The sequence below is a fragment of the Streptomyces sp. NBC_01635 genome (assembly GCF_045209715.1).
Classification (GTDB): domain Bacteria; phylum Actinomycetota; class Actinomycetes; order Streptomycetales; family Streptomycetaceae; genus Streptomyces; species Streptomyces hirsutus.
Genome location: NZ_CP109277.1, coordinates 6,893,523 through 6,909,707, shown reverse-complemented (window position 1 = coordinate 6,909,707; position 16,185 = coordinate 6,893,523). Strand labels below are relative to the sequence as shown.

Genomic DNA, 16,185 nt, shown 5'->3' with positions numbered 1-16,185 from the left:
CGCGCGTGCTGCCGATCGACGCGGCGGCGCACAGCAGTCGCTGGCGCCGCCGTCATCCCGTGGACAAGGCCGTGCTCGGGCTGGGGCTCACCGTGCTCGCGATCTCCCTGCCTCCGTGGCCGGGTGCGGCTCTGGTGCTGGTGACCGCGCTCGTGGCGTTGCTGGGCCCGGCGGGGGTGCCGGGCCGGCGGTTGTGGCGCGCCTACCGGGTGCCGCTGGGCTTCTGCGTCACCGGGGCGCTCACCCTGCTGGTGCAGGTGGGCGGGCCGGACGGGTTCGTTTCCCCGGCCCCCGAAGGACCGCTGCGCGCGGGCGAGTTGCTGCTGCGCACCTCGGCGGCGTCCCTCGGGGTGCTGCTGTTCGCCTTCACCACGCCGATGTCGGACCTGCTGCCGCGTCTGGTGCGGGCCGGGGTGCCCGCACCGCTGGTGGACGTGGCCCTGGTGATGTACCGCATGAGTTTCCTGCTGCTCGACTCGGTGCGCCGGATCGGTCAGGCGCAGGCGGCCCGGCTCGGGCACACCACCCGGGCGGCGTCCTGGCGTTCGCTGGGCGGTCTAGGCGCGACGGCGTTCGTCCGGTCCTTCGACCGGGCGGCGCGGTTGCAGGCGGGGCTCGCCGGGCGCGGTTACGACGGCACACTGCGCGTCCTGGTGCCCGAGGCGCGCGTCTCCGTACGGTTCACGGCCGTGAGCCTGCTGCTCCTCGCGGCACTGGCCGCCGTCGCCCTTCTCCTGGAAAGCCGGATGCCATGAGCGATCCCGCCCCGGTCCCCGCCCTGGTCACCCTGCGGGACGCGTCCTTCGCCTACGAGGACGGCCCGGCCGTGCTCACCGGCCTCGACTTCGAGGTGCGGGAGGGACGCGCGCTCGCACTGCTGGGCCGCAACGGCAGTGGCAAGACCACGCTGATGCGGCTACTGAGTGGTGGACTGCGTCCGAGCGGGGGCGAGTTGGCCGTGGCGGGCCGGCCCGTCCGGTACGACCGCAAGGGGCTGACCCGGCTGCGGACGACGGTGCAGCTGGTGGTGCAGGACCCGGACGACCAGTTGTTCGCGGCGTCCGTGGGCCAGGACGTGTCGTTCGGGCCGCTGAACCTCGGACTGTCCGACACGGAGGTACGGGCGCGGGTCACGGAGGCGCTGGCCGCACTCGACATCACCGCGCTCGCCGAACGGCCCACCCATCTGCTGTCCTACGGGCAGCGCAAGCGGACCGCGATCGCGGGGGCGGTGGCGATGCGGCCGCGCGTCCTGATCCTGGACGAACCGACCGCGGGTCTCGACCCGGACGGTCAGGAGCGGCTGCTCGCGACGCTCGCCGGGTTGCGCGAGCGGGGCACCACGGTGGTCATGGCGACCCATGACGTGGATCTCGCCCTGCGCTGGGCCGACGACGCCGCGCTGCTCACGCCGTCCGGGGTGCGTACCGGGCCGGTCGCCGAGATGCTGGCCCGTACGGATCTCCTCGCGGCAGCGGGACTGCGGCTTCCGTGGGGTATCGCGGCCGCGCACCTGCTGCGCGCGTGGGGGCTGCCGGCCGACATGGCCGCCGTCCCCCTCACCCCGGAGGAACTGGCGGCAGTGGCCGCGACCGGCCTGTGAAGTGCTCCATCCGCCAGAAAGCCGGCAGGCGGCGCGGGCGGGTGGGCGGGCGGGCGGGCGGGCGGCGCGGACATACGGGTGCGCGGGTGCGCTGGCACCGGCCGGGCAGGGCGGCGCGGTGCCATCGCACGCGGGGGGGGAGAGCGCGCACACCCGGGTCCGCTAGGCCACGGAGCGGAAAGCGGGCAGGTATCCCCCTGACTGCCCGACGGCCTTCGGGTGGTAGGAGTTGATGATCGGAACCGACACGCTGTGGAGCCATGCGTCGCCCGAGCAGAGTTCATGTCCGGTGAACTCGTCCACCACGCTGGAGAAGGTAAACCCGGCGTTGGCCGCCTGCTTCGCCATCACCCCGTTCAGCACGTCCGAGGCGTTGTTGATCGCGCTGCGCTCGGTCTCGGTGAGCCCGGCGATGCAGCTGCCCGAGAGTCTGTAGAAGCGGGGATATCCGAGTACCACCACATGGGCCTGCGGGGCGCGTGCGCGGATGTTGCCGTACAGCGAGTCGAGTTTCCCCGGCAGGGAGCTCTGCACCTGCGAGACCGCGGTGTTGACACGACTGACGCAGTTCGCCTGGCTCTGCAGCACACAGGTCTGCATGACGTCCGCGAAGCCGACGTCGTTCCCGCCCGCCGTGACGCTGACGAGCGTGGTCGACGAAGCCAGGGCGCCCAGTTGGCCGCTGGACACGCTGGTCGTCGTCGCACCCGAACAGGCGACGAACTTGAACGAGGACGGGGCGTTCGCAGCCGCCCAGAGGGACGGGTACGCCTTGGTGCTGCGCTTGCAGTCCCCGCTGTCGGAGGTGTAGCTGCCGGCGCCCACTCCGGAGGAGTAGGAGTCGCCGAGAGCCACGTAGGCGTCCCCGGCGGCCGAGGCAGGCTGTGCCAGACCGAGCACGGCTGCGGCACCCATCGTGAGGGTCAACACGGAGGCCCAGAGAGAACGAACTGACGCTGACATGACAATCAGCCTTTCCGAACATGAGGGGGTGAGCGGGTAGTTGATGAAGCAACCGTGTTTGTAGCAGGAGTGACTACCCCTCGGTAACACCCAGGAAAGAAGTCGCCCGGAATGCCTTAATGATCATTCCGCCGATCCGCTCCGCGCGTAGACAAACCTTCAATCGGCCCTTGGATCAGCGAAGTCGGAGGTCTTTCGGGTACTGCCCCGTTCCCCCCGGGACGGTCACGGCGACACCCTCCGGGGACCTCGGCCGGCCCGGCCGTCCGGCCGAGGGCGGCCGCCCCGCCCGACCACAGATCTCCCCCTCCTCGTGCCGGGTCGTCGGACGGGTCATGAGCCGGCGCGGGTCTGCGGCGCGGGTGATGGCCGACTCGACGGCGGCGATGCGCTCGCCGAGGAGGGCGAGGGCGGCGACCGCCCCGGTGGCGGATGACCCCGGCTCAGGCAGCCCCGCACGGAGCGCCGGTCCACGAGCCGCACGTCGACGGGTACGGCCACCACCGCAGGTCACATGAGTCCCCGGGGCGGAAGGTCTGCGGCACCTCGTTCAGCGGATGCGGCGGCACGCCGGGGACGGCGGCATGGGGCGAACCCTTTCTGCCAGGTGATGAGCCAAGCCGAACCCTTTGACTGCCTCATCCACACACCGGCCGAAATCCGTACTAGAATCTGTACAGAATCAAGACTCTAATGGGTACGGTGACAGCATGGAGATCCCTGAGGTCGTGACCGTCAGCGACGCGCGCGCGAGATTGTCGCGGATCCTGACCGACCTGTCGGAGTCCGGCGCGAATGCCGACCCGGTCCTGATCGGCGCCCACCGCAAGCCCCAGGGCGTCCTCCTGTCCGTCGAGGCCTTCGAGGCCCTGAGCGGCCGAGCGGCACGACGTGGGGCCGTCGCCTCGGCCACCGGCTCCATCGAGGCCGAGGGACTCCACGCCTCCGAGGCCTCCAACCGCGACACCGAGGCGTACGTAAAGGGCGACCTCGACGCGGACACCCTTGTCGCCCGCGCGATCGCCCGCCACCGACAGACTTCGGAGCGGCGGGCAGGGTGAACGATCCGTACGCCATACCCAACGGCGTGCTGCGCAACAAGCTCGGCATCACCGACCATCGGTTACTCGAGGCAGCGGAGGCGGACATCACCCGGGCCCGCCTCGTCATGCTCACCGAACGCCCCCTACCCGGCGCGTACGACCTCGGCCATCTTCAGGCGTTCCATGCCTCGATCTTCGGCGACATCTATCCGTGGGCAGGCGAGTTACGGACTGTGAACATCGCCAAGCGCACACCGTTCTGCCCGGCGAGAAACCTGGTGTCCTATGCCGGAGAGGTCTTCGGCCGTCTCACCTCCGCCGGCCATCTTCGGGATCTCCCTCGTCAGGAATTCCCCATCCAACTGGCCGAGCTGTACGGCGACCTGAACGTCCTCCATCCGTTCCGCGAGGGCAACGGCCGTGCCCAGCGGGCGTTCCTGGCGCAGCTCAGCGCGGACGCGGGATACAAGCTGAACTGGACGGGCATGGACGCCCAACGCAACGAGGATGCTTCGGTGAAGAGCTTCCTCGGTGACAACGGCCTGTTGGAGCAGATGCTCGACGAGCGGGTCACCACGAACTGACGATGCCTCGGGCGACACCGAGGCGGTAGGAGACGTCGGTGAGATCGCCGCGGGCGAACTCGGAGCTCTGGAACGACGCGGAAACGCACACACGGCTCCTCACCGGTGCTAGCCTCCAGGTGGCCTGACGGAGGCCACTCCCGGCGCTGAACTGCCCCGAATTCAGCGTCACTCAGGGACGAAGGAGCCATAGCTTCACCGGAACTGGTATCTGGGTTCGCATGCGCCCACACGTTGGGTGCGCCGATCAGTTGTCGGATGCTTAGGGGCAGGAGCGTTCGAGGACGGATCATGCAATGCCTAGTGGTCGACGCCTCTCCAACCTGACTCGTACCCGCTGCGTCTATACCGGCGAGCCGTACCAGTTCGCTCTGAAGGAGCTCAGGAAGCCGGGCAAGCCACGTCCCGTTCCTGACGATGCCTCGCCTCAGGCACTACTCGAGTCACAGGTCTTGTCCAAGCTGGGGGATGGCGGAGCGTGGTCCGCTCACCCTCTGGGGATCGCCCACGTGCGGGTGAGGAGCGATGAACCCATCGTCGTCCACCTCGACAGCCACGTCGAGCTCGCACAGGGCGACAACTACCCCATGGCCTTCCACGCTCTCGATCGCCTCTTGCCGTATGCCGAGCCGGGGGTTCAGGTGAATGGCGTCCCAGGCCTCCGCATCGCCGCTATCCGCGGGAACAGTCTCCACCTCACCCTCGTCAATACAAACAGCCGCCTCATCCTCCGCGGGATTCCCGGCACCAGTTGGAACGAATTCCTGAATGAGCGATGGAAATCGCTCGATGCAGACGGATATCCACCACTCTGGAAGTCACCCAGACTGACGACCCACGAGCGCGACGACGCAGATTCATACCGCCTGGTGCGGCAGACGGAGCTCGATATGCAGTGGCTGGGGTCTGGGTTACTCCGAAGGGTCGCCCTGTTTCATACCTCCAGCTCCGCGTATTCGACGCAGTCATGGATCACCGACGACGAATGGATCTTCGAGCTCGACACGCGAAGCGATGTGCGGCTCGATCACGACACCCTGCTCTCCCGCCTCGCCGCCCCTGGGTGGGGGCTGTCTCTTCGCCTCTCGTCGCACCACTGCACTTGTGATGATCCGCCGCTACCGGACAGCCAGTACATACGGCAGTGCACGTACCACCTGGCGAACTCACAGGGGCTGCCGTGTGGCATGCAGATTCGGTTCCGGAGCGGCCCCGCCATGTACACCGACGATTCGGGACGCGAAAAACTCTTGCGGCTGGGCGCCCATACTGGCTGGCTGGACCGGGTCCTCCCAGAAGACAGCAACAATTCCGATGAGGAGGCGGGACAATGAATTGGGACAGCATCACCTTGACCATCTTCGCCGGATTCGGCGTCGCTCTCCTTACCCTGTCCCAACTCCGCGAGTTGCTGGCAAAGATCACCGAGATCATCCACGCCTGGCATGAGTTGAAGAACAGCGTGCGGGAAAGGGAGGAACGAGAATCTCCGTCCTCCCCCACCGTTCCTGGGCGGCGATCCGCTGGTTCATGCGCAGGGCGCTGGCGTCGAGGATTTCCTGCTTGCGGCGGAAGGGGTGGTTCGACAGGCGTGCGTTGTCCGCGGAGAGGGTGATGTCGCTCAGGGTGTGGACGAGCAGGGCGTGAAGTTCGGTCGGACTCCGGCCGTCCTCGGCATCCTCGGCAAGAAGGTCGTACCACTGCTGGGCCGGGCTCTGCGGCAGCACGTGCTCGACGGTGAGGGATGCCTTGGCGCAGTCGACGGGCTCACTGCCGCCATAGCTCTCCTCCGGTCGGCGCAGCACCTGGAAACGCTGGTTGCTGCGGCCCGCCTTGCAGAAGGGGCGGGTGCGGACCGCTTCGCGCAGCGCTTCGTCGCCGGGCCAGACGCGTGCCCCCGTCCTGTTCCACGACAGGAAGCGGCGTACGGCGTCCGCCGGATCGTCGTCCTTCTCCACTTCCTTGGGCATCTCCATGAAGACCCGGTTGCTGCCTGTGGTGGACAGGCCCGCCAAGTCGATCCACAACCACGGCTGCGCCGGGTGGCATGGCACGTCACCCGCCCCACCAGCCACCATCCGCTTCGTGCACCTCTGTCCGCACCATCTGCCCTATCCGCCCCCTGTGGAACCTCACTCCTCCTTTGAACTTCCGTCCCACTCCGGCCCCTCCCCGGGTCGCAGAGCCCAGCGGGGCGCCTCGCGGGCCACCAGGTCGGCCCTGAGCCGGCACGGGTCTGCGGCGCGGGTGATGGCCGACTCGACGGCGGCGATGCGCTCGCCGAGGAGGGCGAGGGCGGCGACCGCGCGGGTGAGGGCGTCGTCGTCGGGGCCGCCGAGGGCGTGGGTGCGCACGTGGGCGGCCTTGATCCCGGCCCAGCGGTCGGCCTGCGCGGCGGTGAGCGTGCCGCGCAGCTCGGCGAGCTTGAGCAGGTTCGCCTCGGCGCCGGTGGTGAGGGTCTGCGCCTCGGCCGCGTAGTGGTCGTCGATGACGGCGGAGAGTTCGGCGTCGTTCATGACCGGCTGGATCCGCTGGGCGATCTTGTTCATGTTGCGGTAGGAGCCCTGGAGGCGGAACGGCGGCTCGGTGCGGGCGTCGTCGGACTGGGCCGCGGAGGCGATGTAGGCCTCGTTGACCGCGAGGACGGTGCGGCGGGCGGTGAGCAGATGGCGCAGGACGGTGAGGACGCGGTCCAGTTCGGTGGGCGCGTACGGGTGGGCGAGCCGGTCGGCGTGGACGGTGGGGTCGCCCTCGGCGAGGCGGATCAGCAGGTCGAGGTCGCCGCGGTCGCGGCCGGCGAGCGGGGCGAGCACCGTGTTGGCGGTGAGCGCGTTCTCGATGAAGCTGGCCGCGAAGGCGTCGTCCTTGCCGGTGAGGACGTCGCCGAGGTTCCACACGTCGGCGCGGTTGGCCAGCATGTCGGGCACCCGGAAGAGGTCGCCGGACTCGGTGTAGGGGTTGCCGGCCATGCAGACGGCGAAGCGCTTGCCCCGCAGGTCGTAGGTGCGCGGTTCGCCCTCCCACACGCCCTCCACGCGGCGGGTGGCGTCGCAGAGCGGGATGAACTTCTGGAGGAGTTCGGGCGAGGTGTGCTGGATGTCGTCGAGGTACAGGAGGGTGTTGTTGCCTGCGGCCAGCGCGAAGTTGATCTTCTCGATCTCCTGGCGTGCGGTGGCGTTCGGCGCCTCGGCCGGGTCGAGGGAGGTCACGGAGTGGCCGAGGGCCGGGCCGCTGATCTTCACCAGGACGAGGCCCAGCCGGTCGGCGACGTATTCCATGAGGGTGGTCTTGCCGTAGCCGGGCGGGGAGACGAGGAGCAGCAGGCCGCCGGTGCCGGTGCGCCCCGACTCGCCGGTGGTGCCGAGTTGTTTGGCGAGGCTGTCCCCGATGAGCGGGAGGTAGACCTCGTCGACGAGGCGGTTGCGGACGAACGACGACATGACGCGCGGGCGGTGGTCGTCCAGGCGCAGCCGGGTGCGTTCGGCGGTGACCAGGGCGGTGCGGCGGCGCTGGAAGGCACGGAACGCGGGGGTGTCGCGGTCCCTGAACTCCTCGGTGCGGGCGAGGAATTCGTCCAGGCGGAGGGTGAGGCGCCGGTCGGTGATGCGGGGGTGGGTGCCGAGCAGGCCCTCCACGGTGACGGTGAGGGGCGCGTCGGACTCGTGGCGGGGCTGGTCCGGGCAGAGTTCGGCGGCGACGGCCTCGGCGAGGTCGCCGGGGGTGAGCCGGCTGCCGGTGGCGGCGGTGTACGCGGTCAGCCAGGCCTCGACGAGCTGGCGGCGGGCGGCGAGGGTGTCGAGGGCGGGCAGGTCCTCGTCGTAGGCCTCGGTGGCGACCGTGCGGCGGAACTTGTCGAGCAGGGTGCGGGTCTGCGCGCCGATGACGAACCCGTCGGGTCCGGTGGTGAGTTCGTCGAAGAGGTAGGCGGCGGCTGCCTCGGGGCGGGCCGGTGCGCCGGCCGTCACGTCGCGGTCGGCCCGGTCGCCGATCCGGCGGGCGATCTCGGCGCACAGGTCGGCGAGGGCCGGGGGCGGACCGAAGGCGTCGCGGACGCGGGCGAGGGAACGGGCCCGGCGGGTGAGGTCGGCGCGTTCCTCTGCGGTGGTGCCGTGGGTCCAGTGCAGCAGGGCGAGGGCGCGGGCCGCGGGCTCGTGGCGCAGGAGTCCGGCCCCGTCGTGCAGGGGCAGGACGGCGGTGAGCAGGGCGGTGGCGTCGTGGTCGTGGACGCCGCGCTCGTATCCCTCGTCGTAGGTCTCCTCGGCGGCCCTGCGGACGAGGGCGGCGAGGTCGTCGGCGCCGTGCAGGGCGGCGGGGCCGTGCTCGTGCAGCAGGCGGGCGGCGAGGTGTTCGGCGCGGTAGACCTCGGGCGACTCGGAGGGCAGGTGCCGGTTCCAGTAGCGGCGGCCTTCGGCGAGGGCGGGGTCGGTGACGGGGGCGCGGTAGTCGGTGCCGGTGAGGGCGAAGGCGAGGCCGTCGCCGTGCGGGACCAGGGTGAGGTCGAGGGGCTGGGTGGTGACGGCGAAGCGGTGGCCGCCCAGGCGGATGGCGCGGCCGCCGTCGGCGTAGAGGTCGGTGCGGTCGCGCAGGGCGCGGGCGGCTTCCTGCCGGGCGGAGCGCAGCCGGCCGTCGAGTTCCTCGGCGCGGACCCGGTCGCCGAGGTCGCGCAGTTCACCGGCGGTGCGGCGGACCTTGGCGACCAGCGGGTCGGAGGCGAAGTAGGTGCTGACCTCGTCGGTGTCGGCGAGGGCTGCGGAGCGGCGGGCGATGGTCTCCAGGACGCGTTCGGCGGCGGAGGCGAGCTGTTCGGCGCGGCGGGCGCGGGCGTCGGTGAGGCTCTGTTTGCGGGCGGCGAACGCCTCGTAGATCTCGGTGCGCTGGTCGGCGAGTTCGCCGAGCACGTCGTCGAACTCCGCGAAGCGGGATTCCAGGGTCTCCAACTGGGCCAGTACGCGGGTCAGTTGTTCGTCGCACGCCTCAGGGTCGGCGGCGGCCGCGAGGGCGCCGGTCACGGTCTGGCCGAGCAGGGCGAGTTCGGCGGCGAATCCGGCGCGGGCCTCCCGGTCGCGCAGGCCGCGGCGGCGGGCGTCGAGGGTGGCGCGGGCGCGGTTGACGCCGCCGAGGGCTTCGGCGACGCGTTCCAGTACGGCGGTGCGGACGGTCGCGTCGCCGATGTCGAGTCCGGCGACGACTTCGGTCACCGTCCGCAGTCCGTCGGCGAGTTCGTCCAGGCGGGCGGCGACGGGGACGGCCTCGGCGGCGGTGTCGATCTGCTCGGCGTCGGCGACGAGGCGTTCGACGTCGGCGTGGTGGGCGGCGAAGGCGTCCTCGTGGGCGAGGTGGGCGACCGCGCGTCGGCCGAAGGAGTCGAGGTCGTGTCCGGCCTCGTCGGCGAGTTCGTCGATGCGGGCGTGATCGGCGTACCGCATCTCCTTCAGGGTCAGCAGATGGCCCTGGGCGTGGCGGAGTTCGGTGAGGCCCGCGACCCAGGCGGCGGCCTCGCGGGGCTGCTCGCCGCGCAGCCGGCGCACCACGGAGCCGATGCGGGCGGCCGCCTCGTCGAGCGCGGCGGCGGCGCGGCGGCCGAGGTCGCGTACGGTCTCGAACTCGGCCAGGACCTGTTCGGCGGTGGTGCGCACCTCCTCCAATGGTCCTCGTAGATCGCCGAGTTCGGGGTCGTCGAGCCAGTGGTGGGCGTCGGCCGTGCGGACGCAGGCGGCGGCCAGGGCCTCGTAGACCTCGGTCGTCGGGGTGGTCTCGGTGACGGAGCGGACCAGGGAGAGGCAGTCGGAGATACCGCGGACGAGGTCGGCGTTGCCGACCCGGTCGAGGGGGCCGTCGCCGACGGGCCGGCCCGCGGCGTGGGTGTCGGAGACGTAGGGCGAGTGCCACAGCTGGAGCGGGTGGACGCGGGCGGGCTCGTCGCCGTCGGGCCGCAGCAGGGTCAGCGCGCCGTCCTCGGACAGCGCCCAGCCGTGGCAGCTCAGCGGCGGCGCGACCTCCTTGCGGATCACGTTGTACGACAGGAGCAGGGCGCGGCCCCGGCCGGGTGCGTGGAAGGCGTACAGCACGTCCTCGCCGTTGGGTGAGCGCACCTCGCGTTCGAACTCCATGCCGGTGGTGTCGAGTCCGTACGTCTTGTGGGTGCCGGCGGCCAGGCAGTAGCCGCCGGGGAAGACGATGCCCTGGTCCTCGGGCAGGCGTCGGCAGCCCTGTCCGATGCCGTCGAGGCGGACGACGGTGCGGGTGAGGGTGTCGAAGACGAGGTGGCGGTGCGCGGTCTCCTTGTAGGGCAGGACGCGCAGCAGGATCAGCGCGCCGACGCGGGCGTACGAGACCTCGGCGTCGGCGAGGGACTGGAGCGGCTCGTCGACCGGCTCGGTGTGGATGCCGTCGGGACTTTCGGTGTCGCCGTCCGTGCTGACGGTGAGGGTGCCGCCGAGCGTGTCGACGAAGACCTCTCCCTGGACGGAGACGTGCGGGTGCCGGCCGAGGACGTGGTCCTCGCGGGTGGTGCGGATCCATTCGATGTCCGGGGCCGGGGTGCGCGCGTGGTCGCGGTCGCCGCGCGCGTCGAGGAAGACCGCCTGTCCGTCCTCGGACACCGACCAGCGCAGGACGCGGATGTCGCCGGCCTTCTCGCCGGTCTGGAACACGGCGAGAAGCCTGCCGTCGACGCGACGCAGCCGCAGCAGGCGGGCCTGCCGGTAGTAGCGGTGCAGGGCGGCGAACTCCCGTACGAAGGCGGGGTCGTCGAGGAGTCCGGGCACGGCGTCGTCGGGCAGCCGGTTCAGGTCGCGGTCGTGGGCGGCGAGGACGTCGCCGACGGTGGTGTCCGTCTCCGGGCGGGGCTGGGCGCCGTAGCCGAAGAGGAGCACGTCGCCCACGGCGACGATGTCGCGGGGCACGCTGGCGCGGTCGGTGCGCAGCCGTTCGGTGCCGGTGAGGCGCAGTTCGGCGGAGCCGAAGGCGTCGATCCGGAGCCGGTTCAACTCCTCTGTGCGCCGAGCGAGTTCGGCGGCCTGCACGGTCAGGCGGTCGCGCAGCACCTGGTAGGTGCCGCCGTCGACCGTCTCGTGGACGCCGGTGCCTGCGCCCGCACCCGCCGGGGCGTGCGTGGGCGCGGCGGACCGGTCATGGGTGCCCGTGCCGGACTGCTGGTGGGTGCCCGTGCCGGGCTTCTCGTGGGTGCCGGTGGTCATGGCTGCCTCTCGAACGGGAGCGGTCGGGGAGCCGCCGTCCCCTGTGCGGCGGCTCCCCGACCAGGGGGTGGTCAGGCCCTGGTGTGGCCGTTCAGCGCGGCCAGCGGTGTGTCCGCAAGACCCAACTCCCCAGCTTTTTCGATCAGTTGCTTGATCTGTCCGGTGTTCTCACCGTCCGACTTCATCAGCTTCATGAGCAGCGCGGACACCGTCAGGTTCTGTACGTCGGCGCTCGACACGGAGCCCAGGATCCGGCTCAGGTCGTCGGGGAAGCTCGCCGATCCGTCCAGCCACGGGCCGGCGAGGGCCTGGACGGTCCCGGAGTTCTGGACGAGGCCGTCGATGCCCTTGCCGAGCGCGATCGACGACATCAGCCGGTCGAAGAACACGGACTCCCCGCCGACGATGCTGATGTCGGCGCTCTCCAGACCGGTCGCGAGCACCGTGGCCTGCGCCTCGGCGACCTGCCGCTGCACCTCGAGCCCGGCCAGCCGGACGTCCTTCTCCGCCTCCAGGCGCAGCCGGTACTCCTCGTGTCCGCGGGACGCCTCGTCCAGCGCGGCCATCGCCGCCGCCTTCTCGGTGAGGCCGGCGGCCTCCGCCCTGAGCCTGCCGCTGATGCCCTCCGCGTCGGCGAGCGCCTTGGCCCGCGCACCCTCGGCCTCGGCACGCATCCGGGCTTCGGACGCCTCGGCCTCGGCACGGCCGGCCTTCTCGATGACGTCGGCCTCCTTGTCGCGGACCTGCACGGCGGCGAGCCCTTCGGCGGCGGCCTCGGCCTGGATGCCCTCGGCCATCCGCACCTTGGCGCGGGCGTCGAGGTCGGCGGCCTTCAGCCGGGCCTCGGCCAGGGTCAGTTCCTCGGCGGCGCGGTGCGTGGCAGACACCTCGGCGGCCTCCGCGGCCTTGATGTCCTTGACCAGCTTCTCCTGCGCCTCGGCCTCGGCGGCGATGATGACGGCCTGCCGCTCCCGCTCGGCCTCCTCCACGGCCCGCAGCCTCTTGATCGACTCCTCCTGCTCGGCGACCGTGCGGTCCACCGCGACCCGCTCCCGGACGACCTCGGCGATGTCGCGCTTCTCCGCCTCGACCTCCTTGTCGGCGGCGATCCGGGTCAGCTCGGTCTCCCGCTCGCGGGCGATGACCTCGAGCATCCGGTCCTTCTCGATGCGCTCGCTCTCCACGGCGATGACCCGCTCGCGGTTCTTGGCGGCGACGGCGACCTCACGGGCCTGGTTCTCGCGCTGTACGCCGAGCTGTTCCTCGGTGCGCAGGAAGGCGCTCTGTGCGCGCAGCCGCTCCTCCTCCATCACCCGCGCCGTCTCGGCCTCCTCGCGGGCCCGGACGGTCTCGATCTCCCGGCGCTGCTTGATCTCGGCGTCGGCCTGCCGGCGCTCCAGCTCGAGGATCGCCTCGCGCGCGTCGACGTTCTGCCGGGTGATCTCCTTCTCCTCGCCGCGCTGGGCCTCGTTGGTGCGGACGTGCTCCACGGCCGTCAGCTCGGTGATCTTGCGGATGCCCTGCGCGTCGAGCACGTTGCCCGGATCCAGCTGGGCGAGCGGCGTCTGCTCCAGGTAGTCGATCGCCGCGTCCTCGAGGTGGTAGCCGTTCAGGTCGATGCCGATGACCTCGATGATCCGGTACCGCAGTTCCTCGCGCTTGGTGTAGAGGTCGGTGAAGTCCAGCTGCTTGCCGACGGTCTTCAGCGCCTCGGAGAACTTCGCGTGGAACAGCTCCTGCAGCGTGTTCCGGTCGCTGGCCCGCGCGGTGCCGACGGCCTGCGCGACCTTGATGACGTCCTCCACCGTCTTGTTGACCTTGACGAAGAAGGTGATGCGGATGTCCGCCCGGATGTTGTCCTGGCAGATCAGGCCTTCCTTGCCGGCCCGGGTGATCTCTATGGTCTTCACCGAGATGTCCATCACCTCGGCCTTGTGCAGCACCGGCAGCACGACCTGACCGGTGAAGGTCACGTCGACCTTGCGGACCTTGGAGACGATGAGCGCCTTGCCCTGCTCCACCTTGCGGAACAGCTTGGACATGATGAACAGCACGACGAGTACGACGAGAAGGCAGGCGCCGACGAGCACGGCGATGCCCACGGTGGCAGCATCCATGGGATACGTCCTTCGGAGCTGGGTGACGGACGGAAGTGACGGGTCGGCGCCGGGCGCCGGGACATGGGACGGCCGGGGCCGCCCCGGTGCCGCTCGGCCGGACGGCACGGTGACGGCGTGGTGGTGACGTGGCGGTGAAGTGACGGCAGTGTGGCGGCGGCCCGGTGGTGCGGTACGCGTGGCCCGCACGGGAGCCGCACGCCGGCTCCGCCACGAGACACGCCGGGCGAACCGCCCCGGTTCCCGCCGGGCCGCGGAACTACCGGGACGGCCCGGGTTCGTCGGGCAGCAGGCGGTGCAGCGGACGCACGAAGAAGCGGGTGAGCCGCCAGGCCGCGAACAGCGCTCCGGCCAGGGCCGGCAGGCGCAGCAGTCCGGCGCCGGGCCCCTCGGGGACGTGCGCGTCCAGCAGCACGGTCACGCCGGTGGCCAGCAGCCAGGCGAACAGGGTCAGCAGGGAGAGCGCGAGGGCGACCGGCACCCCGCCCATCCCCCAGGCCTCGAGATCCGCGTCCGAGTCGAAGGCCTGCGGTGTGGTGACACCGACGGCCACCAGCAGCCAGAAGCCGGCTGCCACGACGAGGGCGGCGGTGAGCAGAAGCGTGGGCGGGCCCGTGACGGCATCCACGATCATGTGCATCCCCGGCCACCCCTTCCCGGATTCCCCGCGTCCCGCGTTCTGCGTCCCGCGTCCCTCTTGACGGCTCGCGCCGACGACCGCACCGGCCCCCGCCGGTTCCGGGGCCCCGCACCTGCCGGTGCCAGGCACCGGAACCGTCCGCGGTGCTCCCCGCGGACCATGATGCCCGGCCAACTACCGCCCCCGCATTGCCGGATTCCGGCAATGTTCACTAGGGTCTGCATGCCGGGTGTGGATCAAACCGCGCGTCAGGACGGCGTCAAAGGTGCATCAAGGATGCGTCAGGATTCGGGGGGCGATGTGGCGGAGCGGGAGATTCCCGAGGAGTATCTCGAAGGTTATGCCCAGATTTTGGAGGAGGTCGCGGCCACGGGCCGGCGCCTGTCCCGCGACGAGCTGGCCTCCCGCCGGAACCTCGGGGAACGGGCCGCGGAGGCGGGCTTCGGACTGCGCGCCCTGGTACGCACCCACCTGACCGCCGCGCGTGACGCCTGGCCGCGCGGCCGGGACGACTCGGCCGAGGAGGCGCTCGCCGCCGTCCAGCAGGCGGTGGACGCGTTCGCGGAGGGCTACGAGCGGGCGCAGCGACTGGCCGTCCGTCAGGAGGAGGCGGCCCGGCGGGAGTTCATCGACGACCTCCTCTACGGCCGCAGCGACCTCGGCCGGCTCGCCGAGCGCGCCGAACGCTTCGGCCTGCGGCTCTCCCACGAGCACGCGGTCGCGGTCGCCCGGGGCCCCGTCGCCTACGACGAGGGGGACGCCGTGCCGCGGCAGGTGGAGCAGGCCCTCATCTCCCGGTTCGGTGACCGCAGCATCCTGCTCACCACCAAGGACGGGCGGCTGCTGTGCGTCGCGCCGGGGCACCAGGGCGAGGTGCTCACGCACTTCGCCAAGCAGGCGCACGCCGCCACCGACGGGGGCCAGGTCGCCATCGGCCGCCCGCAGTCCGGATCCGGCGGGGTCGTCCAGTCGTACGAAGAGGCCCTGAGCACGCTGGAGATAGCGGAACGGCTGGGGCTGGACGAACCGGTGCTGCGCGCCGCCGAGCTGCTCGTCTATCCCGTCCTCGCGCGCGACCGCCAGGCCATGACCGACCTGGTCCACAACACCCTCGGCCCGCTCACCTCGGCCAGGGGCGGGGCGGAACCGCTCCTCGACACGCTCACCGCGTACTTCGACTCGGGCTGCGTGGCGGCGGAGGCGGCCCGCCGGCTCTCACTGAGCGTGCGCGCCCTGACGTACCGCCTGGAACGCATCCACAAGCTCACCGGCGCCAACCCGGCCGAGCCCGCACACCGTTACATGCTCCAGACCGCGGTCATCGGCGCCCGCCTGCTGGCCTGGCCGGCCGAGCTGCTCTGACCCGGGGCCGGCGGACGGACCGGCGCGGTCCGGGCCGGCCGAACGGCGGGCGGGTGCCCTGCACCACTCACTCGGCTGCGGACCACTCGGCTGCGGACCAGGGTGACCTCCTGCTGGTGGACCGCGTGGACCACGGGCAGCAGCAGGAGGCCGGCCGAACGCAGCTCGGTGAGGGTGGCCTCGACGTCGGCGGCACCGGCCTTCAGGGCGCCGGAGGGGACTCGTCCGGTGTTCTCCCACTCGTGGGTCTCGCCGTCGCACACCGCAAGGGTGCCGCCGACGCCGTACCGCGTGTGGGCGGCACCCTGGTGGACGGAGGAGCCGACGAGGACCGGGCCGGAGGCGTCCAGGCAGCGGTACATGCCGGAGAGGGTGACGGTGCCGTCGTCGGCGATCCTGCCCTTGGAGTCCACCGTCACGGTCTCCTGGACGGGAGCGGGAGCGGCGGACGCCGCCGGGGGCGCGGCCACGGCGGTGCCGAGCAGCAGCGCCGCGCAGGCCGCCGCGCGGATGAGGACGGGGCGCGCGGACCCGGACACGGATGCGGAAGCGGGTACGGACATGGGGAACCTCCCGGAACGAGGGGAACGAGGGGAACGAGGGTTTGAGGCCCCACCAGTACCGGGAGAGCGGGCCGGGAGGGGTGACCCTCACCCCTTCGGTGGCGAGTCGGC

The 16,185-nt window shown here is 71.4% G+C and carries 12 protein-coding genes and 1 pseudogene; 6 read left to right on the top strand and 7 right to left on the bottom strand.

The window, feature by feature from the left end; translation table 11 throughout:
* Positions 1-5 precede the first annotated feature (5 nt).
* Together cbiQ and OHB56_RS32025 are read left to right on the top strand one after the other, a co-directional pair.
* A complete protein-coding gene (gene cbiQ, locus OHB56_RS32030; protein WP_326755356.1) occupies positions 6-755 on the top strand; it encodes a cobalt ECF transporter T component CbiQ in 750 nt (249 codons plus the stop codon).
* A complete protein-coding gene (locus tag OHB56_RS32025; protein ID WP_388445427.1) occupies positions 752-1,603 on the top strand; it encodes an energy-coupling factor ABC transporter ATP-binding protein in 852 nt (283 codons plus the stop codon). Before cbiQ ends, OHB56_RS32025 begins: the two co-directional genes overlap by 4 nt.
* Before the next feature lie 162 nt (positions 1,604-1,765).
* On the opposite strand, the gene OHB56_RS32020 is transcribed toward OHB56_RS32025, so the two are convergent.
* Complete coding sequence (locus tag OHB56_RS32020) at positions 1,766-2,566, bottom strand: SGNH/GDSL hydrolase family protein (protein ID WP_406357052.1); 801 nt, start codon at positions 2,564-2,566, stop codon at positions 1,766-1,768.
* 175 nt (positions 2,567-2,741) lie between these two features.
* Positions 2,742-2,993: pseudogene (locus OHB56_RS32015) on the bottom strand (hypothetical protein); the annotation flags it as partial.
* A 283-nt stretch (positions 2,994-3,276) separates the two neighbouring features.
* Between OHB56_RS32015 and OHB56_RS32010 the strand changes: the two are divergent.
* The 3 genes from OHB56_RS32010 to OHB56_RS32000 all read left to right on the top strand — a co-directional run bounded on the left by OHB56_RS32010 (position 3,277) and on the right by OHB56_RS32000 (position 5,527).
* Entirely contained in the window at positions 3,277-3,627 is a 351-nt protein-coding gene (locus OHB56_RS32010) for a type II toxin-antitoxin system Phd/YefM family antitoxin (protein ID WP_406357050.1), read from the top strand.
* A complete protein-coding gene (locus OHB56_RS32005; protein WP_406357048.1) occupies positions 3,624-4,193 on the top strand; it encodes a Fic/DOC family protein in 570 nt (189 codons plus the stop codon). Before OHB56_RS32010 ends, OHB56_RS32005 begins: the two co-directional genes overlap by 4 nt.
* 452 nt (positions 4,194-4,645) lie before the next feature.
* Positions 4,646-5,527, top strand: a complete 882-nt coding sequence (locus OHB56_RS32000; RefSeq protein ID WP_406357046.1) for a hypothetical protein — start codon at positions 4,646-4,648, stop codon at positions 5,525-5,527.
* Positions 5,528-5,623: 96 nt separating this feature from the next.
* Here OHB56_RS32000 and OHB56_RS31995 read toward each other — a convergent pair whose 3' ends face one another.
* From OHB56_RS31995 to OHB56_RS31980, 4 genes are all read right to left on the bottom strand, one after another.
* The gene (locus OHB56_RS31995; protein ID WP_406357044.1) at positions 5,624-6,271 is read right to left on the bottom strand and encodes an HNH endonuclease family protein; all 648 of its coding nucleotides are present in this window, start codon (positions 6,269-6,271) and stop codon (positions 5,624-5,626) included.
* A 54-nt stretch (positions 6,272-6,325) separates the two neighbouring features.
* A complete protein-coding gene (locus OHB56_RS31990; RefSeq protein ID WP_406357042.1) occupies positions 6,326-11,392 on the bottom strand; it encodes a DNA repair ATPase in 5,067 nt (1,688 codons plus the stop codon).
* Positions 11,393-11,463: 71 nt separating this feature from the next.
* A complete protein-coding gene (locus tag OHB56_RS31985) occupies positions 11,464-13,509 on the bottom strand; it encodes a flotillin family protein (RefSeq protein ID WP_406357040.1) in 2,046 nt (681 codons plus the stop codon).
* 259 nt (positions 13,510-13,768) lie between these two features.
* Positions 13,769-14,149 (bottom strand): hypothetical protein, encoded by a 381-nt coding sequence (locus tag OHB56_RS31980; RefSeq protein ID WP_326755347.1) that lies wholly within the window; start codon positions 14,147-14,149, stop codon positions 13,769-13,771.
* Between the two features lie 300 nt (positions 14,150-14,449).
* Here OHB56_RS31980 and OHB56_RS31975 point away from each other — a divergent pair, with 300 nt between their 5' ends.
* Positions 14,450-15,511, top strand: coding sequence for a helix-turn-helix domain-containing protein (locus OHB56_RS31975; protein ID WP_326757193.1), 1,062 nt, complete (start codon positions 14,450-14,452; stop codon positions 15,509-15,511).
* Here OHB56_RS31975 and OHB56_RS31970 read toward each other — a convergent pair.
* Positions 15,448-16,074 carry a DUF6299 family protein gene (locus OHB56_RS31970; RefSeq protein WP_406357038.1) on the bottom strand — a complete coding sequence of 209 codons (627 nt, stop codon included), beginning with the start codon at positions 16,072-16,074 and terminating at the stop codon, positions 15,448-15,450. The two genes, OHB56_RS31975 and OHB56_RS31970, sit on opposite strands and share 64 nt — an antisense overlap.
* Between the last annotated feature and the right edge of the window lie 111 nt (positions 16,075-16,185).

Excerpts from the sequence above, each read along its gene's own strand:
- OHB56_RS31970 (WP_406357038.1), bottom strand. The coding sequence starts at position 16,074 with ATGTCCGTACCCGCTTCCGCATCCGTGTCCGGGTCCGCGCGCCCCGTC.
- OHB56_RS32010 (WP_406357050.1), top strand. The coding sequence starts at position 3,277 with ATGGAGATCCCTGAGGTCGTGACCGTCAGCGACGCGCGCGCGAGATTG.
- OHB56_RS31985 (WP_406357040.1), bottom strand. The coding sequence starts at position 13,509 with ATGGATGCTGCCACCGTGGGCATCGCCGTGCTCGTCGGCGCCTGCCTT.
- OHB56_RS31995 (WP_406357044.1), bottom strand. The coding sequence starts at position 6,271 with ATGGTGGCTGGTGGGGCGGGTGACGTGCCATGCCACCCGGCGCAGCCG.
- OHB56_RS32020 (WP_406357052.1), bottom strand. The coding sequence starts at position 2,566 with ATGTCAGCGTCAGTTCGTTCTCTCTGGGCCTCCGTGTTGACCCTCACG.
- OHB56_RS31980 (WP_326755347.1), bottom strand. The coding sequence starts at position 14,149 with ATGCACATGATCGTGGATGCCGTCACGGGCCCGCCCACGCTTCTGCTC.
- OHB56_RS32025 (WP_388445427.1), top strand. The coding sequence starts at position 752 with ATGAGCGATCCCGCCCCGGTCCCCGCCCTGGTCACCCTGCGGGACGCG.
- OHB56_RS31990 (WP_406357042.1), bottom strand. The coding sequence starts at position 11,392 with ATGACCACCGGCACCCACGAGAAGCCCGGCACGGGCACCCACCAGCAG.